Source organism: Pedobacter steynii (assembly GCF_900103665.1).
GTDB classification, from domain to species: Bacteria; Bacteroidota; Bacteroidia; order Sphingobacteriales; family Sphingobacteriaceae; genus Pedobacter; species Pedobacter steynii.
In genome coordinates this window covers 179,435-205,476 of the sequence record NZ_FNGY01000005.1, presented here as the reverse complement: position 1 = coordinate 205,476, position 26,042 = coordinate 179,435, and the positions used below count along the sequence as shown (strand labels likewise).

At 35.7% G+C, this 26,042-nt stretch carries 28 protein-coding genes; all 28 read right to left on the bottom strand.

What is annotated here, in order from left to right; genetic code table 11:
• Positions 1-17 precede the first annotated feature (17 nt).
• Positions 18-794 (bottom strand): glycosyltransferase family 2 protein, encoded by a 777-nt coding sequence (locus BLQ87_RS15305; protein WP_074608320.1) that lies wholly within the window; start codon positions 792-794, stop codon positions 18-20.
• Entirely contained in the window at positions 784-1,752 is a 969-nt protein-coding gene (locus BLQ87_RS15300; RefSeq protein ID WP_074608318.1) for an NAD-dependent epimerase/dehydratase family protein, read from the bottom strand. The genes BLQ87_RS15305 and BLQ87_RS15300 overlap by 11 nt, the downstream gene beginning before the upstream one ends.
• Positions 1,749-2,189: a dTDP-4-dehydrorhamnose 3,5-epimerase gene (locus BLQ87_RS15295; protein WP_216857809.1), complete on the bottom strand. Its 441-nt coding sequence runs from the start codon at positions 2,187-2,189 to the stop codon at positions 1,749-1,751. Before BLQ87_RS15295 ends, BLQ87_RS15300 begins: the two co-directional genes overlap by 4 nt.
• Positions 2,177-3,274: a CDP-glucose 4,6-dehydratase gene (rfbG, locus tag BLQ87_RS15290; protein WP_074608316.1), complete on the bottom strand. Its 1,098-nt coding sequence runs from the start codon at positions 3,272-3,274 to the stop codon at positions 2,177-2,179. The genes BLQ87_RS15295 and rfbG overlap by 13 nt, the downstream gene beginning before the upstream one ends.
• Positions 3,267-4,058 (bottom strand): glucose-1-phosphate cytidylyltransferase, encoded by a 792-nt coding sequence (gene rfbF, locus BLQ87_RS15285; protein WP_074608314.1) that lies wholly within the window; start codon positions 4,056-4,058, stop codon positions 3,267-3,269. The genes rfbG and rfbF overlap by 8 nt, the downstream gene beginning before the upstream one ends.
• A 72-nt stretch (positions 4,059-4,130) precedes the next feature.
• Complete coding sequence (locus BLQ87_RS15280; RefSeq protein ID WP_074608311.1) at positions 4,131-5,099, bottom strand: glycosyltransferase family 2 protein; 969 nt, start codon at positions 5,097-5,099, stop codon at positions 4,131-4,133.
• Positions 5,092-6,228 carry an NAD-dependent epimerase/dehydratase family protein gene (locus BLQ87_RS15275; protein ID WP_074608309.1) on the bottom strand — a complete coding sequence of 379 codons (1,137 nt, stop codon included), beginning with the start codon at positions 6,226-6,228 and terminating at the stop codon, positions 5,092-5,094. Before BLQ87_RS15275 ends, BLQ87_RS15280 begins: the two co-directional genes overlap by 8 nt.
• A gap of 72 nt (positions 6,229-6,300) precedes the next feature.
• Positions 6,301-6,882, bottom strand: a complete 582-nt coding sequence (locus BLQ87_RS15270) for an acyltransferase (RefSeq protein WP_074608307.1) — start codon at positions 6,880-6,882, stop codon at positions 6,301-6,303.
• Positions 6,883-7,566 carry a CatB-related O-acetyltransferase gene (locus tag BLQ87_RS15265; protein WP_083361893.1) on the bottom strand — a complete coding sequence of 228 codons (684 nt, stop codon included), beginning with the start codon at positions 7,564-7,566 and terminating at the stop codon, positions 6,883-6,885.
• A gap of 24 nt (positions 7,567-7,590) precedes the next feature.
• The gene (locus BLQ87_RS15260) at positions 7,591-9,126 is read right to left on the bottom strand and encodes a lipopolysaccharide biosynthesis protein (protein ID WP_083361892.1); all 1,536 of its coding nucleotides are present in this window, start codon (positions 9,124-9,126) and stop codon (positions 7,591-7,593) included.
• A gap of 2 nt (positions 9,127-9,128) precedes the next feature.
• On the bottom strand, positions 9,129-10,922 hold the full coding sequence (locus BLQ87_RS15255; RefSeq protein WP_074608305.1) for a hypothetical protein: 1,794 nt from the start codon (positions 10,920-10,922) through the stop codon (positions 9,129-9,131).
• The gene (locus BLQ87_RS34195; protein ID WP_172664887.1) at positions 10,922-11,482 is read right to left on the bottom strand and encodes an acyltransferase; all 561 of its coding nucleotides are present in this window, start codon (positions 11,480-11,482) and stop codon (positions 10,922-10,924) included. Before BLQ87_RS34195 ends, BLQ87_RS15255 begins: the two co-directional genes overlap by 1 nt.
• 11 nt (positions 11,483-11,493) lie before the next feature.
• Complete coding sequence (locus BLQ87_RS15245; RefSeq protein WP_074608964.1) at positions 11,494-12,471, bottom strand: polysaccharide deacetylase family protein; 978 nt, start codon at positions 12,469-12,471, stop codon at positions 11,494-11,496.
• A gap of 4 nt (positions 12,472-12,475) precedes the next feature.
• Positions 12,476-13,465, bottom strand: coding sequence for a hypothetical protein (locus tag BLQ87_RS15240; protein WP_074608303.1), 990 nt, complete (start codon positions 13,463-13,465; stop codon positions 12,476-12,478).
• Positions 13,465-14,193, bottom strand: a complete 729-nt coding sequence (locus tag BLQ87_RS15235) for an SDR family NAD(P)-dependent oxidoreductase (protein ID WP_074608301.1) — start codon at positions 14,191-14,193, stop codon at positions 13,465-13,467. Before BLQ87_RS15235 ends, BLQ87_RS15240 begins: the two co-directional genes overlap by 1 nt.
• On the bottom strand, positions 14,186-14,605 hold the full coding sequence (locus tag BLQ87_RS15230; RefSeq protein WP_074608299.1) for a MaoC/PaaZ C-terminal domain-containing protein: 420 nt from the start codon (positions 14,603-14,605) through the stop codon (positions 14,186-14,188). Before BLQ87_RS15230 ends, BLQ87_RS15235 begins: the two co-directional genes overlap by 8 nt.
• Positions 14,605-14,850 (bottom strand): acyl carrier protein, encoded by a 246-nt coding sequence (locus tag BLQ87_RS15225; protein ID WP_074608296.1) that lies wholly within the window; start codon positions 14,848-14,850, stop codon positions 14,605-14,607. Before BLQ87_RS15225 ends, BLQ87_RS15230 begins: the two co-directional genes overlap by 1 nt.
• Positions 14,843-16,621, bottom strand: a complete 1,779-nt coding sequence (locus tag BLQ87_RS15220; protein ID WP_074608293.1) for an HAD-IIIC family phosphatase — start codon at positions 16,619-16,621, stop codon at positions 14,843-14,845. The genes BLQ87_RS15225 and BLQ87_RS15220 overlap by 8 nt, the downstream gene beginning before the upstream one ends.
• A 25-nt stretch (positions 16,622-16,646) precedes the next feature.
• Positions 16,647-17,393 (bottom strand): SDR family oxidoreductase, encoded by a 747-nt coding sequence (locus BLQ87_RS15215; protein WP_074608291.1) that lies wholly within the window; start codon positions 17,391-17,393, stop codon positions 16,647-16,649.
• Entirely contained in the window at positions 17,375-18,286 is a 912-nt protein-coding gene (locus BLQ87_RS15210) for a Gfo/Idh/MocA family protein (protein WP_074608288.1), read from the bottom strand. Before BLQ87_RS15210 ends, BLQ87_RS15215 begins: the two co-directional genes overlap by 19 nt.
• Positions 18,286-19,008, bottom strand: a complete 723-nt coding sequence (locus BLQ87_RS15205; RefSeq protein ID WP_074608285.1) for an acylneuraminate cytidylyltransferase family protein — start codon at positions 19,006-19,008, stop codon at positions 18,286-18,288. Before BLQ87_RS15205 ends, BLQ87_RS15210 begins: the two co-directional genes overlap by 1 nt.
• A 4-nt stretch (positions 19,009-19,012) precedes the next feature.
• Positions 19,013-20,068, bottom strand: a complete 1,056-nt coding sequence (locus BLQ87_RS15200; protein ID WP_074608283.1) for a nucleotidyltransferase family protein — start codon at positions 20,066-20,068, stop codon at positions 19,013-19,015.
• Positions 20,061-21,173: a UDP-N-acetylglucosamine 2-epimerase gene (gene neuC, locus BLQ87_RS15195; protein WP_074608281.1), complete on the bottom strand. Its 1,113-nt coding sequence runs from the start codon at positions 21,171-21,173 to the stop codon at positions 20,061-20,063. Before neuC ends, BLQ87_RS15200 begins: the two co-directional genes overlap by 8 nt.
• A complete protein-coding gene (neuB, locus tag BLQ87_RS15190) occupies positions 21,170-22,186 on the bottom strand; it encodes an N-acetylneuraminate synthase (RefSeq protein WP_074608962.1) in 1,017 nt (338 codons plus the stop codon). The genes neuC and neuB overlap by 4 nt, the downstream gene beginning before the upstream one ends.
• A gap of 1 nt (position 22,187) precedes the next feature.
• Positions 22,188-22,808, bottom strand: a complete 621-nt coding sequence (locus BLQ87_RS15185; protein ID WP_172664886.1) for an acetyltransferase — start codon at positions 22,806-22,808, stop codon at positions 22,188-22,190.
• Positions 22,805-23,956 (bottom strand): LegC family aminotransferase, encoded by a 1,152-nt coding sequence (locus BLQ87_RS15180; protein WP_074608276.1) that lies wholly within the window; start codon positions 23,954-23,956, stop codon positions 22,805-22,807. The genes BLQ87_RS15185 and BLQ87_RS15180 overlap by 4 nt, the downstream gene beginning before the upstream one ends.
• 1 nt (position 23,957) lies before the next feature.
• Positions 23,958-24,956, bottom strand: a complete 999-nt coding sequence (locus BLQ87_RS15175) for an NAD-dependent 4,6-dehydratase LegB (RefSeq protein WP_074608274.1) — start codon at positions 24,954-24,956, stop codon at positions 23,958-23,960.
• Between the two features lie 3 nt (positions 24,957-24,959).
• A complete protein-coding gene (locus tag BLQ87_RS15170; RefSeq protein WP_074608272.1) occupies positions 24,960-26,033 on the bottom strand; it encodes a lipopolysaccharide biosynthesis protein in 1,074 nt (357 codons plus the stop codon).
• Between the last annotated feature and the right edge of the window lie 9 nt (positions 26,034-26,042).

Below are 26,042 nucleotides of genomic sequence, written 5' to 3'. Positions count from 1 at the left end.
AGCTCTTTGGGTAAAGATCACGTATTTTGTTGTCCGTTTTTAATCTTATAGATCATCTTCTGAATGGCATTGAGCTTTGACCATTGAGACCTTACAACACCAAGCGTTCTTTTGTAAACATTGGAATCCATTAATGACAACTGTTGATCATGCAACCGGTATCGGACTAACCTTTTATTAATATAGAACACTTTACCTACAAGAGCTGATCTAAACCAGTATTCATAATCTTCAATCGCTTTAAGATCAGGATCCTCGTTAATATAGCCTATCAAATTGACCAGTTCTCTGCGAAATAAAACTGAAGAATTTGTAACATAAGCCAGAAAAATCAGAAGGTATTTTGCAGGAACCACATTAAATGACAAAAATTTGCCCCTTAAAAAACCCGACAGCTTACTGAAAGTCGTTTGTTTTTGACGAAAATTTATAAATGTAACGTTAGTACAGCAAACAGATACTGAAGGATTTCTGACCATAACCGATAGCTGATCTTCCAGTTTTGTCGGCTCCCAAAGATCATCATCATCACAAAGTGCGATGTATTCTCCTGCAGCCAGTTTAATACCATAGTTTCTGTTTATCGCAATAATTCCATTATTCACATTCTGATAAGCCTTTATTCTTTCATCATTGAAAGAGCCAATTAATTCCAAAAAATTATAATTAGAATAATTGTCTACAACAATCAACTCAAAATCAGTAAAGGTTTGTGATAGAATAGAAGAAACTGTCTCCCTCAATAATTCAGATCGATTATATGTGGTAACGACAACGCTGATCTTAGGCATCATGAATCTTTAATTTTTCAAAATAAACAAATAACTCTTCAATGCCTAGTTCTAAATTCATTTCCGGATGAAATCCAAGGGATGACAGTTTTTCATTCAAAAGCGTATAATAAGCTCCTGACATTGGAATATTTTCAGAAAGGACATTGGCAGAGTGATAAACAGGGATATGCGTATGGTATCTTTTTTCATATATCGAGCTCACCAGATGTGCAATTTCTAATAAACTTTTCGTTTGTCCGGAGGAAACATGGATCAGTGTTTCGAATAAATCCTCTTGCATCAGAACTATCCCAACTGCTTTAGCAATGTCGTCAACATGAATGAAATCCCTGGAAGGAGTTCCGTCAGAATTTAAAACAATTTTCTTCTGGTAATAAGCAGATCGACATAAATCGTTTATAACCAACCACCAGCAGTTATTATTTTCAAAAACCGGAGCACCATAACCATTTGAAAGACGTAAACTTATACATTGGCCTTTTGACTTCCGATTGTAATAATCTACCAGGTCTTCCCCAATTAAATGCGTCAAACCATATAAGTTTCCAGGTGCTCTAAGGATTTCTTCAGAAATTGGTGCAACAGGTAATTTACCTACGACCTGCATCGTAGAAAGGAAAATAAATTTTTCCATTTCGGATTTTGAAAACAAATCCAATAATTGCCAGGTAGCCAGCACATTGGTTTTATTGACATCTTCAATTGGAGCTGTTTCAGTTAAGTTATGATCTAAAGAAACCGTATGAATAATCGCATCGAAAGAGCTTGAAAATATTACATCTAATGTCTCCCCGGTAGTAATATCACCTGTTATGACCACTATATCTTTGAATTTATCATCCATATCAGCCGGCAAACTACGGCATAAAGCGGATACACTAAATCCCATCGCCCTTAAGCGAAGGGATATCTTAGCCCCGAGATAACCTGAGGCCCCTGTGACCAATATTTTTTTCATATTCCCCAATTAAAATCTATTTCGTCAGTACTACGGTTTTCGGCTTCAACAGGATTATGTTCGATATTTGCGAGGTTCAGCAACAAATTAAGATCTGGAGAAATCCCCTGAAAGGCTAGCCAGATAAGCGGTGGAACAGTTAACCTTTGATAATTATCAATCCCAATTATTTCCTCCCAGAATAAACCTTTTGACCTACTATGAGGTCTTTCATCAAACAACACAAATCTAATAGCTCCAACAGGAACTATTAGATTCAATGTCATCTCATGATGCATCTTCCATCCTTTAATTTCACCTTTAGCAACCGCAGAGAAATAGGCCTCACCGAAACCAACATAGTCTGGGTCGCTACTTTTAAGCGCATGCATAATATTCCCTTTTGGATGATGAATTATTTTTAAAGGGTTTAAATTAACACCATCTAAAATGTCCATTTAATTTGTTTTTGTTTGGCTAAAGTTTCATATCTGTCGATCTGATCTAATGTATAACTCCACATCCCTTTGTTCTCATGATAAAATTCATAATACCATAGGCTAGTGAAAGCAATCAGCTCCTGGTATTCCAATGTAGGAATCCATTTCAGAAAGAATAAAGACTTATCACAATTCAGTTTTAACAACCCAGCTTCATGAAAACGAATGTTATCCGTAATATTGTAAGCTTTTGAAGTATCCTCAAAATTCCAATGAGCACTCAGATCTTCTAACAAAACCTTAACAGTATGGCTATGCTCTGACTTAGGTCCAAAATTAAAACTCTCTCCATGAAGCGAACTATCTTCAGATAGTTTCTGTCCTAAATTCAAATAACCACTTATTGGTTCCAACACGTGCTGCCAAGGTCTGGTCGACTCCGGGCTTCTTATTTCTACTGATTTACCAAGATACCAGGCATTCATGCAGTCTGGAACAATTCTATCTTTTGCCCAGTCGCCACCGCCGATTACATTTCCAGCTCTCGCACTTGCAATTTTCACAAATGGGTGATCTTTAAAGAAAGAATGATAATAGGATTTGAATACCACCTCTGCAGCTCCTTTGGAACCACTATAAATATCCTTACCACCAACGGCGTCAGTTTCTTTATAACCCCAAACCCATTCTACATTATCGTAACATTTATCACTTGTGATAATAATAGCTGTACAGGGATTCTGAAGAGACCTTAGCGCTTCCATTACATGTACAGTTCCCATTACATTGGTAGAAAATGTATTTACCGGATCTGAGTAAGAAAGTGATACAATCGGCTGAGCAGCCAAGTGAAAAACAAAGTCTGGCTTTTCATTCAGAATAATTTCCTTAACTGCTTCGAAAGCTCTAACATCTTTTCGGTAATCTGTAATTTTTCCGGCTAAGTCCAGCTCTTCAAAAAGAGAGGGGCTTGTAGGAATATCAATAGAAATACCAACGACTTTAGCACCTAATTTTAAAAGCCAGGCAGTGATCCATGCCCCTTTAAAACCTGTGTGCCCTGTAACAAGAACCGTTTTGCCCTGATAAATATGATTAAACATTATTGCTGTTTTTTTTGATCCAAGGTGCCTTATTATTTTTCACCAAATTATCTAAATAATCTCTTTCTCTTACATTATCCATGCATTGCCAAAAATCATTATGCATAAAGGCCTGTAACTCGCCTTCCTGGGAGATTTTCTGTAAAGCACCAAACTCAAGGTCACAATCTTCATCTTCAGTAAGATAATTCATAATCGACTTATTAAAGACGAAATATCCCCCATTTATATAACCGGTTGCCATTTGGGGTTTTTCCTCAAAATTTGTAACACTGGTGCCATCCAACTCCAATTCACCGAATCTGGAAGGGGGGTGTACAGCGGTAACTGTAGCAATCTTTCCACTGGCTAGATGAAAATCAACCAATTTATCGATGTCAACATCACTTACACCGTCTCCATAAGTCAACAGAAAGTTTTCTGATTTGATGTATTTCTCCAAACGTTTTACTCTTGCACCTTTTAGGGTTTCTTCCCCCGTGTCCACAAAAGTAATCTCCCAATCGCTTTCGGGCATTGAATTATAAAATACAGGTTCATGATCAGGGGTCATTTTCAAAGTGAAATCACTACCTGAGATTCTGAGATTATAAAAATACTCTTTAATAAAGCTTGCTTTATATCCTAAGGCAAGTACAAATTTTTTATAGCCAAATGAGCTATAAGTTTTCATAATGTGCCAAAGAATTGGCATCCCGCCAATCTCTACCATCGGTTTTGGCCTTGTCAAGGTTTCTTCACTTAGCCTTGTGCCTTTGCCACCACAAAGAATTACTACTTCCATTTTTATATTATTTCAGATTAATATTATTTAATAACAGTTCATTACAAATTCAGGTAAGCATAGTGCCTAAAATTACTTAATTATCTTTCTTCCAAAATAATCAGCAGTAAAAATAACGGCTCCAGCCCCTAAGAATATCAAGTTTAGCAGCTCTAACCTAAATGTTTGTTTTAAAACGGCAGGAAAACTCTTTATACCGGCTCCAAAGTTTTCAATCATAAAAGAAAACCATACCAATCCGGCACCACACCTCAAACGAATAGATTTACTAAATGGCAAATGATATTTTAGTATATGTGCATAAAACAAACTATAAATTTCCACAATTTGTCTTTCTATCTTTATTTTACTTCTAATTGTCGTCTCATGTTGCCTAAAATTATTAAGTGCAGTAGTTAGGTAGTAGAAGTTTGTTTCTTCCGCCAGGGCCAACCAAAACGCCCAATCCGCCGCAACCAGATAATCTTCAGACAATTTACCTACCTTGAGATACAGTTCCTTTTTAATAATAGCAGCACTCAAGTTAGGTATCACACAGGAATAGGAAAGAAATCTACGCATTTCATCTCCAGTAATTACGGTATCTACCGCACACCTTTTTTTAAACTTCAATTCCCGTCCTCTAAAGTCATCATCGTACACCAATCCATCCTTATCAATAAGTGTACTCTTTGAAAACGCAACACCTACACTATTATCTGAAGACAAAGAACTTACCAGTTTCGTTATTTGCTGAGGATCGGCATGATCATCACATTGGGCAAATAATAAATATTCTCCCTTTGCAAATTTGGCACCATAATTACTCGCCTTGACATAACTTCCCGTATTTTTTTCCAACAGATGAAGACTTACGCGTGGATTATCGGCATAAGTTCGGAGTATCTGTTGACTTCCGTCTGAAGAATTATCATCTACAACAATAATTTCCAGGTTAGGATAAGTTTGATTAACGATACTGTCTAAAGCCTGTTTCAGGTATTCCTGATGATTGTAGCTTGTGAAGACAACCGTAACCATTGGTTGGTTTTTATTAATCATTTAATAATCCTTTTTCTTTTAATTCCCCTAAGGATCTTTTATAATCAGTAGTATCCAAAGGTATATCTTTTTGCTCCAGGACCCAATCAATAAACTTATGAAGTCCGTCTTTAAAAGTCCATTCCGGAATAAATCCAAGTGTATTTTTCACCAGATTAAGATCTGCGAAATTATGCCTAATGTCACCCTCTCTAAAAGCTCCGGATATTTTTATAGGCGACGCACTCTTTAAATAGGAGACGATTTCATTAGCAACTTCAAGCACAGTAACAGGAACACCACTACCTACATTTAATATATGTTGCCCTTTGACATCAGCATCCAGACAGCGAACAGTTGCTTTCACGACATCATCAATATATACGAAATCCCGGCTTTCTAAACCATCTTCGAAAATGTTGATCTCTTCACCTTGTAACGCCAGACGGGAAAAAATAGAAAGGATCCCTGTATATGGGTTTTTTAAAGACTGCCCCGGGCCATAAACATTCTGATACCTTAACGCAAAGCCGTTGATATTCTTCAACTTCGCAGCCAAAATAACCATCTGTTCCTGAACCTGTTTTGTAATGCCATAGAAAGAAGAAGGATGTATCTTAGAAGCCTCGTCTGTAGCCCTGATCTCCAGATTGTAGTCTCCTGAAACCGGACAATTTACTTCAAAACTATTTTTCACGCTATTAAAGGTCCTGGAATCCGGATAAACATCTCCATGTAATTCTGAATAGTATTTCCCTTCACCATATATGGAGCGCGAAGACGCAACAATCACTGTTTCGAGTGCATGCTCTTCGTTGATAATGTAGTCACACAATGTAGATGTGGCCTGAATGTTTACAAAGGTATAGCGTGAAATATCATACATTGATTGCCCTGTACCTGTTTCAGCTGCATAGTGGATCACCGCATTCTGACCTTTAAGAGCAGCATAGAAAGTGTCCTTATCGGAAACGTCTCCTTCGATTAACCGAACTTTACCGGCCAAATCTGCCGGAAGTTCATTCTTTCCTCCATGAATCTGAGGTAGGAAATTATCGAGTATAGTAATGTTAAATCCCTTCGATAACAATTGCCTGCTTACGTTTGTACCTATAAAGCCCGCGCCTCCGGTTATTAGAATGTTTTTCATTAATTTTATTTAATTGGTATAATGCTTATAAACCATAAGCCATAAACTTATGATGATACTATTTTTAATTAACTATGAGATTTTTGAATCCTGGTTTACCCATTTCATTTTTTCAAAATCATATCTTTTGATCACTTTTGCCGGGGCCCCAACGGCTATGCAATAATCAGGCACATCTTTCGTAACCACAGAATTAGCGCCAACTACAGCATTCTTTCCTATATTAGCTCCGATAATACAAACATTCTCTCCAATCCAGGCCCCACTTTTTATAGTTACAGTTGATTTAAATAAGACTTTCTGATCAATTACAGGAATTGACACATCCTCATAAGCGTGAACATTATCGGAGATATATACCTTATTAGCAATCAAGACTTTGTCTTCTATATTCACACTTCTGACAGCCGCAATATGAGAAAAATCCCCAATAGCGCAATGCTCCCCGATAACGATACTTGGATCATTATCATCAATTTTCAAAGCTAGAAGCCAGCCATCTTTTTGAACTACTGAATTACTACCGACACTAATGTACTTTTTACCGTTTACCCTTACTGAAAATAGAACAACAGCCCTAAAATCTAAATATTTATAGATCCGGACATTTAAAAAATAATAAATTAGCGAGATGACTCTATGAATATATTCCAATTATACCTTATTTAAATTTATTAAGAATTCTTCCTGATCCATAAAGGTTAAACAATTATCTTCCAACCACTCTTCTGAGTTATTCCACCATTCAGATTCATTAATTCTACTAGCGACTTCTTTATCAAATCTATACCGAATGAATTTGGATGGCACTCCCCCAACAATTGAATAGGCTTCAACATTTTTTGTCACAACCGCTCCCGCAGCAATAATTGCACCATTTCCTATATTTACCCCATCTATTATTATGGCGCGTTCTCCAATCCAAACATCATGTCCAATTGTGGTTCTTTTACTCGATTGAAAACGATCTTCCTTGCTATATACTTTTCTTAAAGGTGTATTTTTCAAATAAAGCGCCGGATGAGTCGTCACTCCGTCAACTTTATGAATGCCTGGCCCTATGCTTACTCCAGACGCAATAGAGCAAAATCGACCTATTTCTGCATTAAAAATAGTCGATTTCTTTTGCACATAAGTATGCGAACCAATTGTGCAAGAATCAATAGTTACATTTCTATTAATAATATTAAATTGATCAAATGTCGTATTTGAAATACGGGCACCCGAATAAAACTCACATGTCGGATATTCTTGTTGAAGTTTACTCAATTCATAAGTCTCCTTAATATAGGTCAATAAATCGATCAGTAATCTTTTGACAAAGCCTATTATCATCATAAATTATTTATTTCGAGTCTAAAATCACGCATTTTTAAAGAACTTCGTAAAAATAGGAGTAATTATTGAATTAACCATCTGTCTAAAAACAGTGGATAAAAAATAGTAAATAGCTACTGCTATGAAAATTATAATTCCGTTGTATAGAAAATAAATCAATAAATTAATTTTGTTCTTTTCGATAGGAAGAAATGATCTTGTCAACATCATCATAGCAAAAATAAATATTATCGGAATAATTGCGGGCGAAATCAATTTCCATAAAAATGGCCAGAAACTAAGCTGTAAAATCCCTACCGCAATAGAAAGATAAACAACGGCTACTACAAAAAAAGCAGCCAATTTGAAATCGGCAAAAGCCTGTAATCCGATAACCCCGAAAGTTGAAAAAACGCCTATCCAATATACAATTGGCAATAAGGCACTCGTTATATATAAAAGTTTTACACGTTCGTAGGCCATTACTAAAATTCCAGTAGGAGAAGAAATAAAACTAAAAAGATAACTTAAGACTAAAACTTCAGCAACTGGTACGGAGTCTATATATTGAGGCCCAACCCAGGTAAAAATAAAACTTTTGATAGTTATCGAAATTGATAACACAGGAAATACAGTCAGAGGTAGTCCTATCACTAAAATTTTATTAAAAAAAATCTTTAGACCTTCGAAATCTTTCAATCCTACAAAGTGATTAAATTTGGCTGTAAAAGGACTGAATAGAATTCCGAAAATGGATCGGAAGTATTCCATTAAGGTAAAGCCGATTGCATAAATTGCTAAATATTTTGCACCCAATAATCTGGATATAACAAAAGGATCCAGTTCATAATATAATATCCAGCAAAGCGTAAGAAAAATAGAAACAAAAGCTAAACTTTTAGTTTTCCGATATAAGTCCTTTGAGAATTTAAATCCTTTAAAAAAGAGAATCAGATCATACCCAAGTCTTCTTTTTGCTACATATAAACCAACAATGACACAAATCATTGTGCATATTTGTGAAAATAAAAAATAACCAACTATTGGATAGTTTCCCTGACTAAAAAAAACAAGCGCAAATATAATTTTAATTGCATTAGAGCAAATCATAATGCGTTGAAATATAAAATCTTTAAGCCTTACTGCAAAAATAATCTGTGTGATTCTTTGCAGGACAAATACTGGAGTAAATAAAGAGAGTATTAATAAAAGATTGCTTGCAATATCGCGTTCTTCAACATTAATCAAACCCTTTACAAGTAGTTCTGGTTTAAATGAAATATAGAATATCCCAAGCGCATAAAACAACACAAACACGAGGAATATGAAGCCTGTAAAGCCTAATATTTTAGTTTCCTGATTCAGATCCTTTTGCGCATAAGATTCCGAAGCGAATTTCATTCCCGCACTCAAAAAACCGAAATCTGCATACGATAAAAATAAATAAGCAGCTACAACTAAAGTATAAATACCATATAAAGCAGGATTTGATGACAAGTAAGGTGTAACAACAAATATTGATGCAAAATTAAATAGGATGGAAACGATCTGCCAGAAATAAATTTTTAAAAAATTCTCCACAATTATATACCTCTGTTTAATCTTGGCACATTTAAAATCGAATAAATGAAATCTACGTTACGCTCCAAATTCTTACCATCTAATGGCCCTATATACCTTTCAAGAACACTTCGATCCATAAATTTATTAAAAATTGAATCATTCAAATAGAATGCTTCAATTTTAGCTGAAAGCTCCTCGATATTTAATGCAGTAACTAATTCACTTTTACAGTCATATGGTCTAAATAAATCAGCATCATCTTTCTTATAATAAATAGTTGGGATCCCTAAGACAGCAGCTTCCATTAAAGTTTGCGAATAAAAGGAGATATAAAGGTCAGCTTTTGAAACAACTTCAGAGAACGGTGTATCCTGAATGACGGTAACATTCAAATGAGGAAAATATTCCCTTAAGAAGTCCTGATATAAATTTGCATAACCATTCGCTCTAACTTTTAAAGTAATGCTATAATTAGTATGCCCTAGGTCTGTAAGTGCCTTTAGTACATCGAATAAAAAGTCAAATTCAAAAGCAACATAGCTCGTTTGGTCCAAATGACTATATGCGGCTGCACCAATCAGAATATTAGGAGATTTCCTATTAACTACTTTTGGGCTGCTCTTCGCATAACTATCCATTCTCGGATCACCGAGAGGCAGGGCATTATTTTTATTTCCAAAATAATCCATCTTTAAACTTTCTGAATAACAATTAACCCAGGTACTATCATGGGCATCCTGCCAATGCCGAGCATTTAACAGCCCATTTATAATCATAAAAATTGGAATATTGTTGTTCTTACAATAGTGCATAACCAGCCTGTTGTTCAGCCATAAATTTGTAACAGGTATTAAAAGCTTAATCGGTTTCCTAGAAAAATATGCATTTATATTATTTATCTGAGCAAGTGCTCTATCAATATTTTTTTTAATATTGATTATTAATCTCTCCTCAAGTATCTCACTCAGATTAATATTTTCATATATCCAGTTTGTTTTGATGGCAGATGTATAGTTATGAACTATCTGATCGGATTGCTCAATTCTATAGTTTTTAATTTCAAATCGTCTTTGACTAAAGATTTTTTTTCCTGGGATGTAATCGTTTAAAACTACTTTTAGTTGCTTCTCATCTATTAATGTATGTATAACGGATTCAGTGGGATGGTAATTCTGAATAAATACGGCATTATTTTTCCCCCCTCTAAAATTATCATAGATCGCTAAAAATCTATCTAGTAAACCCGACACCGTTTTCTTTATTTTACTTTTGAAAGAAACGGAATTTATTTGTTCATTTGTCCATTTAATTATCGGAAAGTTATATACCGGTTTGTTTAAAGCATTTTTATGAACAGACAGGAAACTATAATCTATCCCTAGCCTGGTTAGCATACTGTTGATGATCACATCTTGAGATGCCACAATGAGTTTTTTATATTTTAGTTTCCTTAAAGCTATAAGGTTTAAAATGAAATGACACGGATAAGTAATGTCATTCAGGATGTCCAGTAATAGCGCATCACCAATATCATAGCCCTGATAATTCAGAAGATCATTTCCCTCTCCATCTCTAAACCAATTTTGCAGATAATGGTTCATTTCAGCGTTGAATTGATTTGCGGTTTCTGTATCAGTCAGGTGGTCTAAATAGGCAACATTGACACCTTCCGATTTTAATTGATGATATAATCCAAAATCAATGCAAAGCACCAAGTCAGTTGATTTATTAATTTGAATTCCTTCCCAAAGATTTCGGTTTTCAACAATATAAATCGAATCAAAAGGAGCATTGCGAATCTCTAACAATTCCATTATTTTATGTCCGTTATTGTTTTTAAAATCTTTGCGGGATTGCCTCCGGCAACAACACCATCAGGTATTGATTTTGTCACTACTGATCCTGCTCCTATTACTGAATTTCTACCTACCGTTACGCCTGGAAGTATAACGGCATTGGCTCCAACCCAACATCCACTTTTCAACACAACCGGCTTATCAGCATAATATCCCTGATCAATGAGCGGAATATCCAGCCTGTCAAACCTATGATTATGAATGTAAATATGTACACCTGATCCTATCATTACATCATCTTCAATAATAATAGTTGTTTCCGAACTCACTGAATCACCAAATAACATAGATTGCGGCCTAATCACAACCCGCTCTCCAATCACAATTTTGGAGCAACCAATAGCATAAGCACCTGGTCTGAATACTGCTGTATCAGAAAAGCTTTTAAATTTTCTTTTACACAATTTGAGCATCTGATTTTGATAGTAGAGCTTCCAATGCGTAAAAGGAATATCAGGCCCTATTCTGTCCGCACTCAGGTTATACCTGATTTTTTTTATTATATCAATTATCAGCATTCCAGAAAGTATTAAATAGCTTTTTTATACCAGTCATTAATTGTACTGTTCTTTTCTTTTGGTAAATCATTTGTATCTAACCGGGGTAGAAGAAACCTCATTTTCTCTATCGGCTCCGCAACATCTACTTGAGTGGTTACTGCCATCTTACAGCCTCTCGAGGATAGCATTCTAACAGCTTGTTCATCAAAGGAACCGTAAGGATAACATGCCGTCCAATTTTTCATATCAACACCTATATCGTGCAAAAAACTCATGGACAGATCTAATTCACTGGCCAGGTCTTTTTCATTTAAGTGATTCCACCAATAATGATTGAATCCATGGCTCCCTATATGCATTCCACTGTTCTGCATATGGATCAGCTGATCTTCGGTCATATAGAGTTCCTTCGCAAATACATGTTCCTCCATACCAACATATTTTACAAAAAGCTCTTCCACAATTTTGAGTCTTAACTCTTCAATTAATTCCACCTGTAAAAGTCTTTTAATAAAAATAACTTCCTTGCTATCATATCTGCTTGCTTTTGCCAGCATATCATAATAATGATCAAATGGGTAGAGTTGATATGTTGTTCTATACTTTTCAAGAAGATGTTCAAGGTCTTTAACTATCATCAACTTATCCGGTGTTGAGGCCAAAATAAAGTGAATTTTATTTACATCTAATACCACATGTTCCTTAATTGCTTTCACTGGTATATAGAAACTGCCTTGAATACCATAATTACTTAATATAGGAAATACATTCGTATAATGATCAATATACCCATCATCAAACGTTAACAAAGCAGATTTAGGTGGTAAGCTTTCCCCGGTATCTATACTATGAATCAACTCTTCTGTAGTGATGACATTATAATGCTTATTTAGGTATTCTATTTGATTAACAAAGCAAGGTAAATCAAGCCCTTTAATCTCAGGATATCTTGAATTTGCAAGATCCCTGACATAGTGATACATCACAATAGTAACATTTGATTTCATATTCTTAATTTGGTCTATCCTGATCGCCATCTGCTTTAAATAATCTTAAATTATCTGGCCCTTCAGTATCTGAGAAAAAATTTACTTTAATGTTTTTTCTGATAAAAGGCTGAAAGTAGTTCGGAATAATTAACGCTTCGGCATCAGGGTCAACCTCAATGAAACCAGCCTGCTTTAATTGGGAATCGCCCAACCCATAGCAGAAAAAGTCAGCATATTCATATTTATTATCTTTCAAAATCTCACAAAGCTCTTTCGAAATATATTTCAATTCTGATTCGTCTCCAATAAAATCAACGATTCTTAAAACCTGAGACTGTTCCGCAGATTCAACGCGCATGACCAGTATAGATGATATTGATTTATTATACACGATCCCAAATACGTTATACTTATATATGGGATGGTCAAAGTATCTCTTGTTGAAATATCGCGCATCCTTATATTGGATATTGTTAATGTATTTTTCAAAATTAAAAGAGAAATCCCGATCTAGCGGAATTAGTTTACGGCTCTCTGGATCAGAAAAAACAGGGCTTTCCATTTCCGGAGGGAGTTTGGCAATTCGCATTTCAGACAAGGCCGGGTTAACTAAAACATATTGTTTTAACCTTCCCGTGTACATATTCATGTATTTATAAATGCCAATCGTCTTCTCATTAATACCCACACTCATCACAGTCCTGAATCGCCCCAAATCTCTTAAAAACTCCAATAACTGCATTCCTAACATTGGATTCCCTGCCCGTTTTGCTACTTTCCAGATTACGGTACAGATGTCAGCTTTTTCGGCATAAGATGATGGAATAAATCCCAAGAGTCCATTAATTTGTTGATCATCATCAATCGATATCGCAAAATTAATCTCTGTCCCAGCCCGATGTTCATAGAGAAAAAAATCCTTATTTTTACTAAGTATGTGATTCTCTTTCCATTCATGATGAATGAAGTTCATAATCGCATCGACGTCATGGAGGTTGGCTAATCTTATCATTAAAAAATACTTCCACCCGTAATCGGGATATTAATACCATTTATATATTGTGATTCATCTGACAGCAGAAGTAACATAACTGGAATAACGTCATTTACTGTAGCGTTTCTCTTCATCGGGTTACTTGCTGCAGAGATTTCAACAAACTTTTCATTGATTAAAGAAAGGAATTTGGTTTCTATCATAGAAGGGGAAATCGCATTGATGTTAATCCCTTTGTCCGCATATTCACTGGCAAGGGATTTCATTAAACCCAACAACGCATATTTAACCGTAGTGTACTGTACAAGAGCCTTTGGTGGGACATTAATCGTAACACTTGATAACATTAAAATAACTTTACCTCTTTTTTCTTTAGCCAGCTTAGGCAGAAAACGATTTAAAATTAAAATTACGGACTTTAAGCTTAAAAGTATTTCATCCTGAAATTTAGGCCATTCAATATCCTTAAATCTCACATTTTCAAACTTTGCTGCAGCCAGGTGGACTATTTTATTAGGCACACCATAATTTTCTTCCACATAGTCTAAAAGATTGCAAACCTCACTTTCCGATGCCAAATCCGCTTGAATTGGAATTAAAACATTACTTATTTCCTTTGAGACCTCAGTTAAGGGCGCAAGAGAGGTATTGTAATGGGCAATGATTAAACATTCTTCCGTTAAGCTTCTAATAAGCTGAATCCCTATATCGGAAGACGCTCCGGTTATAAAAATTATATTATTCATCGATCAACCCTATTTTTATATTCGCTTTTGAAACTTTCACTCCAGCCTGATTAGAAATATAAGCTTTTACTTCTATTTGTTTATATGCTTCATTTATATAAGATACTATTCCTACAATTTTTAGCTGATCATTGATAAACACCGGTTTTAAAAATTTAATATCAATTGAATGCAGAATAGCATATTTCCCCGGTAAATAAACACCCACTAATGTTGAATAAAAAGTGGAGGTCAGTAGCCCATAGACTACCCTATCCGGGAAATTTTTATGCCTGGCATATTCTGAATTAATATGTAATGGATTATTATCCCCTGATATTTCAAGAAATTTGTCGAGCTTATCAGCACTTACAGTCGCTTCAAAACTTTGTTCTAATCCAATATGGATATCAGAGAAAACGAACTCATTCATTATTTCTCAATTTTTTCAACGATTAAATCAATCATTGCCCCAACATCTTTAAGACCTGACAATTCATTGAAATTAAACTTAATATTAAATTCCTTTTCTATAGATACAACAAGATTGATATGATTTAGGGAATCCCAATCATCTATATGATCAGAATTCGTAGCATCATTAATATTTAAACTTTGATCATCAAAGATATCTCTAAAGATTTCTTGTACTTTTTCAAAAATTTGCGCTCTATTCATTATCTATTTTGATTAAATTATTCTTTATTTTATAACTATTTACCATCAACTTCCACACGGAATTTTCCCCCTCTGTACTAACAAGTTCAAAACCCATTGTCTTATAAAATCCGGCTACCATATTATTTTTGGGTGTTCTATAATAATAACCAATTATTTCAGTAACCCCTCGTTTCTGACACTCTTCCACCAACCGGTCTAATAGTGCAAATTCCATGTTTCGTTTAAGGACCCTGCAGCTCATCAGCCATAAATCCAAGTGACACGCTTGATCAATAATCTGGCCTATTAAGATTGTTATCAATCCATTATCACCAAATTTATCTGTTAGCTTTCCATATAATTTGATATAGTTTTCATCACCTGATATCGCCTCGATTTCTCCAATCACATAGCGCTTTGTCGTCAAGTTAAACTGATTGGTTTTATTAATCAGCTGGGTAATCCGATCAATATATAATGATGAAAAAGGCTTTATCTCTGCAACCATTCCCAAAGAAATTAAGAATTCATCATAGCTTCTAAACAAAGATTCCTGTTCCAGCCTGGCATTGTTATCCTGGTAAAATTTGTTTCTGTTTACATCGTCATTTGACAATGATACAATTTCAAAATATGCATTTTTCTCTATATGATCAACAAAATTCATGACATCACTCCCTGCGTCAGGAACACTTACTACTGGTAACTGAGAGGATACAATTTCCCGTTCAACAGAGTTATCATCTATAAATACCAAACTATCCAAACCAATATTTATTTGATCTGCTATCTTTTTAATATTTTCAGATTTAGGCTCCCAATTAGCTTGAAAGGAGGTAAAGTCTTCAAATTTCAATACACTATCCGGGTGTAGAAATCCTTCTTTAGCCAAGTCATGCTCATTTTTGGAACAAACAGCAAGAATTACTCCACGCTCTTTCAATTCTTTAACATAATTCTGAAAATACATAAAAGACTCTCCTTGCGCCGTTTCATTGCCTAAACAAATTCCATCTAAACCATCATCTCCTATTATACCACCCCAACACGTATTATCCAAATCCAGAACCAGGCACTTTTTAGGACCACCAACGATCGCTTTAACGATACTGGCAACCTGATGTGCATACAATGGCATGGAGTCAAAACTGATGGCATATTTTGCCGAATGCCAAAGGTTTCTGTCAAACCAATTCTTAATGCCAATTGAAGCGGATAAGTAATTAATATCATTAATGTACAGATTTTTAATTTCTCCCGCACTATTTGAAAATTCAAGATTTAACTTGCTTATAAAAAAGGTTTTTCCGTGAATATCATAACAATCTAAACTACCTAAACTTCGATTTAGAGGTAAATCAAAATTATTTTGGATTATTGCACAATTATATTTAGCTAACGATTGCCAAATTGTTTTAAATTTTCTCAGTTCGATTCGCAACAATTGATCAACATCCTCAGAATTGTCGGAGAACCGGGGGTATTCGGTGATATTAACCACAGAAGTATGAATAAGAATTATATCCGGTTTAAAAAGTGATAATTCCTCATTATCAAACACTGCATCTTCATAAAACTTATTGTACTCCGATTGATAAAAATTAGGTAAAAAGCCGTTATTTAGGAGAAACAACTCCAGAATGTTTTTCATTTCATCTGTTGTCGAACCGCCCAAAATAGCTACATTGATCGCTGTTTGAGGGCTTTTGAGCAATAATTCTCGCTTAATAGCTTTTTTCTTTCTTAATATAATACTGATATCAAAAGGATAAGTCAAGCTGGTTATCATATTTTAATTATTAAAAACTACCTTATTAAATTGCGGTCCAACCGCCATCAACCATTAAATTATGTCCTGTAATAAAGGACGCTTCCTCAGATAAAAGAAAGGTCACAGCAGGTGCAATTTCTTCCGCTCTTCCCATCCTCTTAAGAGGTGACTTCGCTTCATATCTCTCTATGAAGGACACATGCTGAGCGTCTTTTATTCCACCTGGAGAGACACAGTTAATTCTAATATTATCCTTCCCGAAATAAGAAGCGAGATATCTTGAAAAATTAATTATTCCCCCTTTTATTGCAGCATATGCAGCCGGTGAGGTTCCTCCATAGCCTTCATATATAGTAAAATCATTACCAACTACTCCATATATTGATGAGATATTCACGATAGAGCCAGATTGTTGTTCCTTCATCAGTCTTAATACATGCTGACAAAGCAGAAAGACAGCATTCATTTGCATGTCTACATTTTGCTGCCAGGAACTAAAAGGGATGTCTTCAAATTTAACTCCCCAGTCTTTTGTTCTGGGATAGGCATTATTAACAAGACCATCAATTCGACCAAATTTGTCAACCACATCCGTAACCAACCGAATAATATCTTTCTCGTCCGTAACATCACAATGGTAATTTCCAATCGCCCAATCCGTTTCAACGCTTATCTCGGCATTAATTACCTCAGCACCATTTTGTCGTAAATGATTCAATATCGGTTTTCCAATTAATCCACCGCCTCCTGTAACAATAATTACCTTGCCCTTTAATCGTTCGCTATGCATAATTTTAATACTTCAAAAGCCTCATTAATTGAGTTAAATTCTACTTTATTATTTATAACCTGTTCGGTAAAAAACAGAAGTTGATCCTCGTATGTATTTAATACGTTTTTATCCGACTCATATATAATTTCCCCATTATATTTCACTTTATTTTCAAGAAGATCGACATAAATAGTCCCCTCATCAAGCAGAACCTCTAAACTACGTTTAGCGTCTCTACGGTAATAGTTGAGCACGATATTGGCACAAAATTCCGGATATTTAAGCATATAATTTGCATAATCCATTGCAGATATATTCAAAGAAGAATTGTTCGCTTTAGTCGATGTGACTTCTTCCGGCTTACCAAATAACCAGTAAATATAATCCATCTCATGAATGAGGTCAATATGCACTCCCCCACCCATTTCTATATTGGCGCTATAGATCTTTCTAAAGTCTTGTCCAGGTCTCCAATCAGGCAGATAAGAGCCACAATAACTATTCACTTCATTAATCCGTTTATTGATAATATATTGTTTAACAAATGCGATGCATCCTAGAAACCGTAAATTACAGGCCACATAAGTCAGTGTATGCTGTGCTGCGATTTCTTCCAGAAGTGTTCCTATCTGTAAGGTATCAAAAACAGGCTTTTCGATAAAAAGCGGTATTTTGTAGGGTATTAGTGTACTTATGGTCTGCTGATGATAAGCTGTTGGATTTGATATAATTGCAAAATCAATTGTTGACAGTTCCAAAGCAGATAACTTATAAATGTTCCTAACTCCATCAACTTCTTTCGCCTCAGTTGAAGAACGTAATGCACAAAAATGCACATCTGGATCGATGCCTTTTAATGCATTAATATGCTTCTGCGCAATTGAGCCTAAACCTATAATCAGGACATTCATTACAATTCGAAATCTAAATGACCGTTTTCCATTAAGAACGCCATCATAACAAAATCTATTGGATGGTCCAGATCAAAACATAGGTGTGGAACCTCGTAAACCAATGACCATTCTGTGATGGCGGTTTTAAGACCTTCGCTAAAAAATTTTGCTTTATAAATATAAAAAGAGGCATTCATATCGTATACTTTTGGCGCAGATTGTCTGGTTAAAAATGCACCCTTTTTACACGTTGAGAAAAAACCATCAGCTTGCTCTTCAACCATATTAAAATATGGATTTCTATTAGCCGGACTCACTGAGAATATATTATAGGCTTTTTCATTACACTTCAATGCCTCAAATGCCTGTTGCAGATCTGATACCGTTCTTAACGGAGAGGTTACGTCCAGATCAATAACATAATCATATTGCTGATTATTTTTTTGTGCCGCATATTTAAAAACATCATGAATGGCATCAATTTTACCAGCAGTGTCAGATGCTAAAAATTCAGGTCTTAGATACCCGGTATCAATATTGAATCCGAAAGATTCTACTGCAGTTTTAATTTCCTGATCATCCGTTGATAAAACGACATCAACATTCCCAATCAGTTCGGCAAACTTTGTTGCCGTACTTAATGAAAAATATATCAAAGGTTTACCATTCAACAATTTGATGTTTTTTCCTGGAATACCTTTAGATCCTCCTCTGGCACAAATGGTAATTAGTATATTCATTTCACTAGAAATTTAAATGTTTGATGTCATCCTGCGCCTTTATAAAGTCCTGATGTTTACCTATGTCAAGCCAGTAACATAACAATGGGTAATGGACAAGTGCTGTATTGTCGTCGGATATAATATTATCCATCAGATCAGTGGCATTAAAGAAGCTATCTTTTTCAAATGAACTTTTCAATTTAAACTTCAACAAGTAAATCCCTCCATTTGAATAATAAGTATAAGTTGGCTTTTCAATAAACGAAGCTACATGATGATGATCTGTCTCCAAAACAGCATAAGGGATATTTACATGGTAAGGAATACTAGCTACTGCCATTTCCGCTCCCTGAGTTTGATAAAACTGGAAAAAGTCCTCAAAATCTATATTTGTTAACAAATCAGAATTCATAACCAGGATATCATCATATCCGATTCCATCAATTAGAGCTAATGCACCCAATGTTCCCAGAGGTTCCTCTTCAATAAGGTATTTAATCCGCACACCTTTTGCTGACCCGTCACCGAAATAATCCATTATTTGTTCCTTAAGATACTTTACACTGATGTAAATTTCTGAAATACCAAAAGCAATTAAACGATCAATATTATGCTCTATGATAGGTTTTCCACCGACATTCAGCATTGGCTTAGGGACTGTATCTGTAAATGGCTTTAAGCGTTCACCTCTTCCCCCCGCCATAATCAATGCCGCGGCTGGTAAAATAGTTCTGGTCTTTGTAAGATCCAACACCTGTGTGATCTGTCCAAAATCATTCAAAAGGGGAATTAATTTCAGATCGGCTTCCCTCAGAGATCTGATGACTTGCACATTATTCTCGTGTTCGTGAATAGACTTGAACCCTTTATTCATAAAAGCTTCAATTGGCTGAGATATTTCTAATCCATTCAATAAGCCTCTCCTGATATCGCCATCTGTTAAAGAGCCCACCATCTTATTGGAGGTGTTAACAATAAAAAGAGTTCTGCTGATACTGTTTTTTAATTTATCTAAAATCCTTAACGCACTTCTGGCTTCTTCACCCTGATATATAATATGTTCCTGAAAGTTAATCATTGGAAAATTGCTTTAAAACTTGAATGATCTGATCAGCCGCTCCATTATTGAAATATAAATTCTGGCCAGTAAACATCTCTGATGTTTGAATTCTGGAAACGGCATTTAATATACTATTTAATTCTACGGGCACATGTATTACATTTTCACCAGCAGCCCTTCCCTTTTGTCTATCTCCAAGGTTAATCACAAACTTCCCAAAAGAGGCAGCCTCTATTACTCCACTAGACGTATTTCCTAATAGGAATGAGACATGCTTCAGAGCCGTAAAATAGCTTTGCTGACCAAGGTTCTCAATTAAGAATACCCTGTTGCTACCAGAAAAATGTGAAATAAATGTTTGCCTTATCGCATTCCCTGCCGTGTCGGCATTCGGCATGGTAATAATGACCTGATAATCTTCCAGAAAATCGATGGCCTTCACAATTTCTGCAGCAAAATATTCGTTCCGGCTAAACTCAACCGTTTCAGGATGGAAAGTCGTCAAAATTGTCTTTTTAGACAGATCGATCCCCCACTTCTCCTCAAATCCTTGTATTGTGAGTAAGTCCAGAGTGGAAATATTGTCAAGACTAAGCGCTCCAACATTGAAAATGTTCTCTTTTTTTCCCACTAAAGATTCAACTCTTGCAGCACTTTCCTCAGTAGATACAAAGTGGCAATTGGAAGCCAATGTAATAGAATGACGGAAAATATTATCTATCGCACCTAGCGTAGTCTCCCCACCATGAAGATGAATAAAATTAATTTGAAAAGGAATGCCTGCAACTACTGCTGCAAACATTTCGTAACGATCCCCGAGACAGAAAATCGCGTCAAATTTATCACCATTGTTTTTCCAGAATTCTGCAAATTTTATAGAGGTAAGACCAATAGCCGACGCAATGGCATCTGGCGTATCATTTAACAGCATTGAATCGATGGTATATGCAATCTCGAAACCGTTCTTCCTGATTTCTTTAGCACTCTCGCCAAAAAAAGGAGAAAGGTGAGTTCCAAACGCAATAATATCTACCTCAAAAAAATGATCTGCTTTTAATTTTTCAATTAACGGCAGGTAAATTCCGAAATCGGCTCTGGAACTTGTTAAAATACCTATTCTCATCCTTCAATATCTTGAAATGAAAGCTTAGTCCCTTTTTTCAGATCTTTATTTAGTGTTTTACCGATGATTTCTCTCATTCTCATGGGAGAAATTCCATCACCAGGTCGCAACATTTCCAGATCTTCTTCTTTTATTTTTTCTCCTTTATTTTTCTCCACTTTCAGATGTATGCTTTTTCTGGCAACACCTATATTTTTTGATTCGGATGCACTTGGGAATTTCATCTCCATACCCAATGCCTGCTCAATATTTCTAATTGCATTCACCATATCTCTTAGCTCAAGCGGCTCTAATGAGGCTGCGTGATCTGGTCCGGGAAGTGTTCGATCCAGGGTAAAATGTTTTTCTATCACTGTAGCACCTAAGGCAACCGCAGCAATAGGAACTTCAATACCTAAAGTATGGTCAGAGTACCCAACATCGACCCCAAAAACACGCTTAATCTCGTTCATCGCTAAAAGATTCACATCTTCATAGGGGGTAGGATATTGAGTGTTACAATGTAGAACGGTAATTTTAGCATCAGAGAGGCCTTTTAGCACGGCAATTGCTTCGCCAATTTCCTCCATAGTACACATTCCTGTCGACAGAATAACTTCTTTCGCCAGGACCGCTATCTTTTCCAGATATGGTAAATTTGTGATTTCACCAGACGGCACTTTAAATAACCCTAAACCCAATTCATTTAAAAAATCTAAGCTGTCCAGATCAAATGCAGTAGAAAAGAACGCCACTCCTTTAGATTTACAATACTCAATCAGGGTGTAATGATCCTCTCGTGACAACTCCAGTTTTTCCAGCATCTGTAATTGACTCTCCTTTACATTCCCAGTATTTTCATTCTGGTAATCTGCTTTCTGAGCCTGTTGGCTAACCAACTTTGAGGCTTTAAATGTTTGAAATTTGACATAGTCAACTCCTGCCTCTGCAGCTGAATTAATCAGCCTTTTTGCTATTTCGATATCGCCATTGTGGTTAACACCAGCTTCTGCAATAATTAATATTTTGCTCATCTTATCTTTTTTTAGATGGGTTACCATATACAGTAGATCCATCCGGAACATCTCTGATTACAACAGAACCTGCTCCTATAATTACTTCTGAACCTATTTTAACTCCTTGCCGAATTACAGCATTTGCACCTACAAAAGTATTTCGCCCAACAATTACATTTCCAGCCAATACAGCCCCGGGAGCAATATGAGAATAATCACCTATAAGACACTCGTGTTCTATTACAGCCGAGGAATTACAAATGACAGCATTTCCTATCTCTGTACAGGAGTTAACAACAACTCCTGGCATAACAACCGTCCCTAAGCCTAATTTGGCCTTAGAAGAGAGGCAAGCGTGAGGATGGACAAGGATTGGACAAGAGACATTCATCGCCATTAATCTTTCGAAAATTTTAGCCCTGATATAATTATCCCCTATTGCTATAAATGCATGAAGATCCTTAATCTGTTCTATTACCTTCTCATCTCCTTCACTTCCTAAATAGGACAATTCATAGGGATTCTTTAATTTTAGTTCCTGCTCACAATACCCACTTACTTTATATTTATTAGCTAATAATACATCTAACACAACAAACGCATGTCCAGAGTAGCCGATGATTATTGCTTCCTTTCTCACAATCTTACACTACTGGGGATATTTACCAACCTATCCGCAATCCATTCACTATTCGATAAATCAGACTTCTCGCAATGCTCAAACATCGAAAGATGATGCATCAATTCCCATACAGGTCTTGCCATTACTCCATTACTATTCATAAAAGTGAGAAACTCTTCTCTTTCTTCTTTACTATTTAAGATCAAAGAATTCAACCAATAATTGGCGCTTGTCTCGTTAAGCTCCGTATGGAAGTCAATGTTCAAGGTATCAAAATACGATTTATATTGACTGGCTAATTCTCTTTTATTTTCAACAAAAGGACTCAATTGCTCTAACTGTGCACATGCCAGCGCTGCATTCAAATTCGGCATCCTATAATTATACCCAATAGCGTCATGTACAAACGCCCAGGGGTGAGCAACTTTTGCCTGAGTAGTCAAATGTTTTGCCTTTTTTGCCAACTCTTCATCATTGGTCACAATTGCACCACCACCACCACAGGTTACCGTTTTATTACCGTTAAAACTAAAAGTTCCAACTTTACCAAAAATACCTGTATGGATTCCTTTATAATAGCTACCTAATGATTCCGCAGCGTCCTCTACTAATACAATATTCCATTCCTGACAAATGGTAGCAATTTCATCTATTCTACAGGGGAAACCAAAAGTATGCATTGGAACGCATGCCTTTATTCTTTTTCCTGTTATTCTATTATATGAAAACCCATCTTCATTCCTGACTGCATTTTGCTTCAGATACGCGCTGAGCGAGTTAGGAGACATCCCTAAAGTATCACGATCAACATCAACAAAAACCGGATGAGCACCAATATAACTAATCGCATTGCAGGTAGCGATAAAAGTGAGGCTTTGAGACAACACTTCATCATCCCTCTGAACATCTGCAAGCAGCAGCGCCAAATGTAATGCATTAGTTCCGTTTACAATTGCAATCGCATATGACGCACCTGTAATCTCACACATCATTTCCTCAAACCTGTTTACAAATGAACCAACAGATGATACAAATGTAGAATCCAAAGTTTCCATCACATATTTTCTTTCGTTTCCTATAAAAACAGGTGCGTGCAGAGGAATAAAGTCCTGATTTGGAAATTTTTCTTTGACGAAGTTGGCAATATTATGAAATAACTCTTGCATATTATATATTGTATATATCCGCTTTATATTGCTTCAAATTTTCAGGATTTCTGAACCACTCAATGGTCTCAGCGATACCTTCAGCAAAAGTATAGGATTGCTTCCAGTTTGTATTTTTTAAAATTTTACTGTTTGATCCGTACAATCTAAAGACCTCTGATTTTTCAGGTCGGATACGCTGTTCGTCAGTAAGTACTTTTGCTGCAGGATTAATTTGTCTGATTAACTCCTGAGCAAGATCATTAACTGAAATCTCCGACTGAGTAGCAATATTACAATCCTGACCTATTAAATTTTCCGACTTCGCAATCTCAATGAAACCACTAACTGTATCTTTTACGAAAAGTAAATCTCTCGTTGGAGTAAGATCTCCAAGCTTGATTTCTTCCTTTCCGTTCAACAATTGAGTAATAATTGTAGGGATTACTGCCCTGGCAGACTGGCGTGGTCCAAATGTATTAAAAGGGCGAACAATGGTCAGTGGTAAATCGAAGCTACGGTAGAATGAATCGGCAATACAATCAGCTCCTATTTTGGAAGCTGAATAAGGCGATTGTGGTTGTCTTGGATGATTCTCATCGATAGGAATATATTGAGCCGTTCCATAAACTTCAGAAGTAGAAGTTACCAGTACTCTTTCAAGTCCAAGATCTTTTGCCGCCTGTACCACATTCAATGTACCTTTTACATTCGTATCAATATAAGAATCGGGAGAATGATAACTAAAAGGAATAGCTATAAGCGCCGCAAGATGGAAAACAACATCTATATCTTTCATTGCGGTCCTAACTCCATTTGGGTCCCTGATGTCTCCTGCAAAAATCTCTATTTGACTTAATTTCTCCTTAGGAAGTGTATCTAACCAACCCCAATTATTAAAAGAATTATAATATACGAAAGCTTTTACAATGCATCCCTCATCTAATAGTTGCTCAACCAAATGGCTACCAATAAAACCGTCTGCTCCAGTTATTAAAACTCTTTTATTCTTTAGTTCCATAAATTACGCTAATATATCTCTTAATACTTTCTTAACTAGAAAAAACAATACTGTTAAAAATCCAAACCAAAATCCTCCGAGGATTATTCCTTTTGACTTTCCGAACTTATCAATCTCTAAAGGAAAAATAGGTGAATCTACCACCTGGATCAAAGGCGATTCCTTTCTGAGGCTAATCTTCGATAGCTCAAGATTTTTCATCAACTCCTTCAAAAGTTCTTTATTTGTTTCTGCATTAAACTGCGAACGCTGAACCGGTGTACGCAAGATTTGACGCGTAGGATTTAAATTAGGTGTAGCATCTATTGTATTCGCAGATATAGAAATCGCGCCGTTCATCACTGCAACAACAGAATCAGTCTTTTGTTGCAAAATGGAAACATTTTCAAGAGATTTTTTTGTTTTAGTATCCACGTAAAACTGACTAACAGTTGCCACCATTTGATCATTAAACGATTTTGCAAAATTTTCATCAATAGATTTAACGGTAACCTTTATAATGCTTAATTTTTTATCTGGTTTGCTTACGTTTAAAACTGAATTATTTATTTCCCGCACAAATTCATTAAGAATACTGTCCTGAGTTCTGTTGAAATTTCCGGACTGAGGAAAAGTAATGTCTTTTAACTTAGGATTTCCGCCCCATCTCTTGCGAAAATTACCACTTTTGATATACTGGTCAATTAGCAACTCTTTCTTTCCATCAATAACAAACGTACTCAATAAAGCATTTTTTATCATTGATCTGGACTTGTAGAGCTGAAGGATATTGTCCCCTTGAAACAAACCTGTTCCACCTCCTCCTAAATCTATACCTACCATTGATGCAATTCCGGCATACTGTCCCATGCCTCCCCCTCCGCCTTCTTCTAAAACAAAAGTAGTGGTTGCTATAAAAATCGCCTTTTTAGATTTTGCATATAGAAAACCCAAAACACCACCTACGAGCCCCAAAGCAACAATTATCATCCATTTGGAAATCAGATACCGAAACCATTCTTTAAATTTACCAAAAAGCTCTTTAAGAGACATTTCATCTGTGTTTACCAAGTTGGTATTTAAATTTTCTGAACTCATATAGGTTTA

What these genes read in the sequence shown, in the direction of transcription:
- BLQ87_RS15295 (WP_216857809.1), bottom strand. Translation starts at nt 2,189, where the DNA reads ATGGACATTTTAGATGGTGTTAATTTAAACCCTTTAAAAATAATTCAT.
- BLQ87_RS15200 (WP_074608283.1), bottom strand. Translation starts at nt 20,068, where the DNA reads ATGATTAACTTTCAGGAACATATTATATATCAGGGTGAAGAAGCCAGA.
- BLQ87_RS15220 (WP_074608293.1), bottom strand. Translation starts at nt 16,621, where the DNA reads ATGATAACCAGCTTGACTTATCCTTTTGATATCAGTATTATATTAAGA.
- BLQ87_RS15275 (WP_074608309.1), bottom strand. Translation starts at nt 6,228, where the DNA reads ATGAAAAACATTCTAATAACCGGAGGCGCGGGCTTTATAGGTACAAAC.
- BLQ87_RS15210 (WP_074608288.1), bottom strand. Translation starts at nt 18,286, where the DNA reads ATGAATGTCCTGATTATAGGTTTAGGCTCAATTGCGCAGAAGCATATT.
- BLQ87_RS15215 (WP_074608291.1), bottom strand. Translation starts at nt 17,393, where the DNA reads ATGCATAGCGAACGATTAAAGGGCAAGGTAATTATTGTTACAGGAGGC.
- BLQ87_RS34195 (WP_172664887.1), bottom strand. Translation starts at nt 11,482, where the DNA reads ATGCTGATAATTGATATAATAAAAAAAATCAGGTATAACCTGAGTGCG.
- rfbG (WP_074608316.1), bottom strand. Translation starts at nt 3,274, where the DNA reads ATGTTTAATCATATTTATCAGGGCAAAACGGTTCTTGTTACAGGGCAC.
- BLQ87_RS15230 (WP_074608299.1), bottom strand. Translation starts at nt 14,605, where the DNA reads ATGAATGAGTTCGTTTTCTCTGATATCCATATTGGATTAGAACAAAGT.
- BLQ87_RS15225 (WP_074608296.1), bottom strand. Translation starts at nt 14,850, where the DNA reads ATGAATAGAGCGCAAATTTTTGAAAAAGTACAAGAAATCTTTAGAGAT.
- BLQ87_RS15255 (WP_074608305.1), bottom strand. Translation starts at nt 10,922, where the DNA reads ATGGAATTGTTAGAGATTCGCAATGCTCCTTTTGATTCGATTTATATT.
- BLQ87_RS15280 (WP_074608311.1), bottom strand. Translation starts at nt 5,099, where the DNA reads ATGATTAATAAAAACCAACCAATGGTTACGGTTGTCTTCACAAGCTAC.
- BLQ87_RS15240 (WP_074608303.1), bottom strand. Translation starts at nt 13,465, where the DNA reads ATGATAAGATTAGCCAACCTCCATGACGTCGATGCGATTATGAACTTC.
- rfbF (WP_074608314.1), bottom strand. Translation starts at nt 4,058, where the DNA reads ATGGAAGTAGTAATTCTTTGTGGTGGCAAAGGCACAAGGCTAAGTGAA.
- BLQ87_RS15180 (WP_074608276.1), bottom strand. Translation starts at nt 23,956, where the DNA reads ATGCAAGAGTTATTTCATAATATTGCCAACTTCGTCAAAGAAAAATTT.
- neuC (WP_074608281.1), bottom strand. Translation starts at nt 21,173, where the DNA reads ATGAGAATAGGTATTTTAACAAGTTCCAGAGCCGATTTCGGAATTTAC.
- BLQ87_RS15305 (WP_074608320.1), bottom strand. Translation starts at nt 794, where the DNA reads ATGATGCCTAAGATCAGCGTTGTCGTTACCACATATAATCGATCTGAA.
- BLQ87_RS15245 (WP_074608964.1), bottom strand. Translation starts at nt 12,471, where the DNA reads ATGAAATCAAATGTTACTATTGTGATGTATCACTATGTCAGGGATCTT.
- BLQ87_RS15235 (WP_074608301.1), bottom strand. Translation starts at nt 14,193, where the DNA reads ATGAATAATATAATTTTTATAACCGGAGCGTCTTCCGATATAGGGATT.
- BLQ87_RS15175 (WP_074608274.1), bottom strand. Translation starts at nt 24,956, where the DNA reads ATGGAACTAAAGAATAAAAGAGTTTTAATAACTGGAGCAGACGGTTTT.
- BLQ87_RS15170 (WP_074608272.1), bottom strand. Translation starts at nt 26,033, where the DNA reads ATGAGTTCAGAAAATTTAAATACCAACTTGGTAAACACAGATGAAATG.
- neuB (WP_074608962.1), bottom strand. Translation starts at nt 22,186, where the DNA reads ATGAGCAAAATATTAATTATTGCAGAAGCTGGTGTTAACCACAATGGC.
- BLQ87_RS15265 (WP_083361893.1), bottom strand. Translation starts at nt 7,566, where the DNA reads ATGATGATAATAGGCTTTGTCAAAAGATTACTGATCGATTTATTGACC.
- BLQ87_RS15205 (WP_074608285.1), bottom strand. Translation starts at nt 19,008, where the DNA reads ATGAATATACTAATTACCATTTGTGCCAGAGGAGGATCTAAAGGTATT.
- BLQ87_RS15300 (WP_074608318.1), bottom strand. Translation starts at nt 1,752, where the DNA reads ATGAAAAAAATATTGGTCACAGGGGCCTCAGGTTATCTCGGGGCTAAG.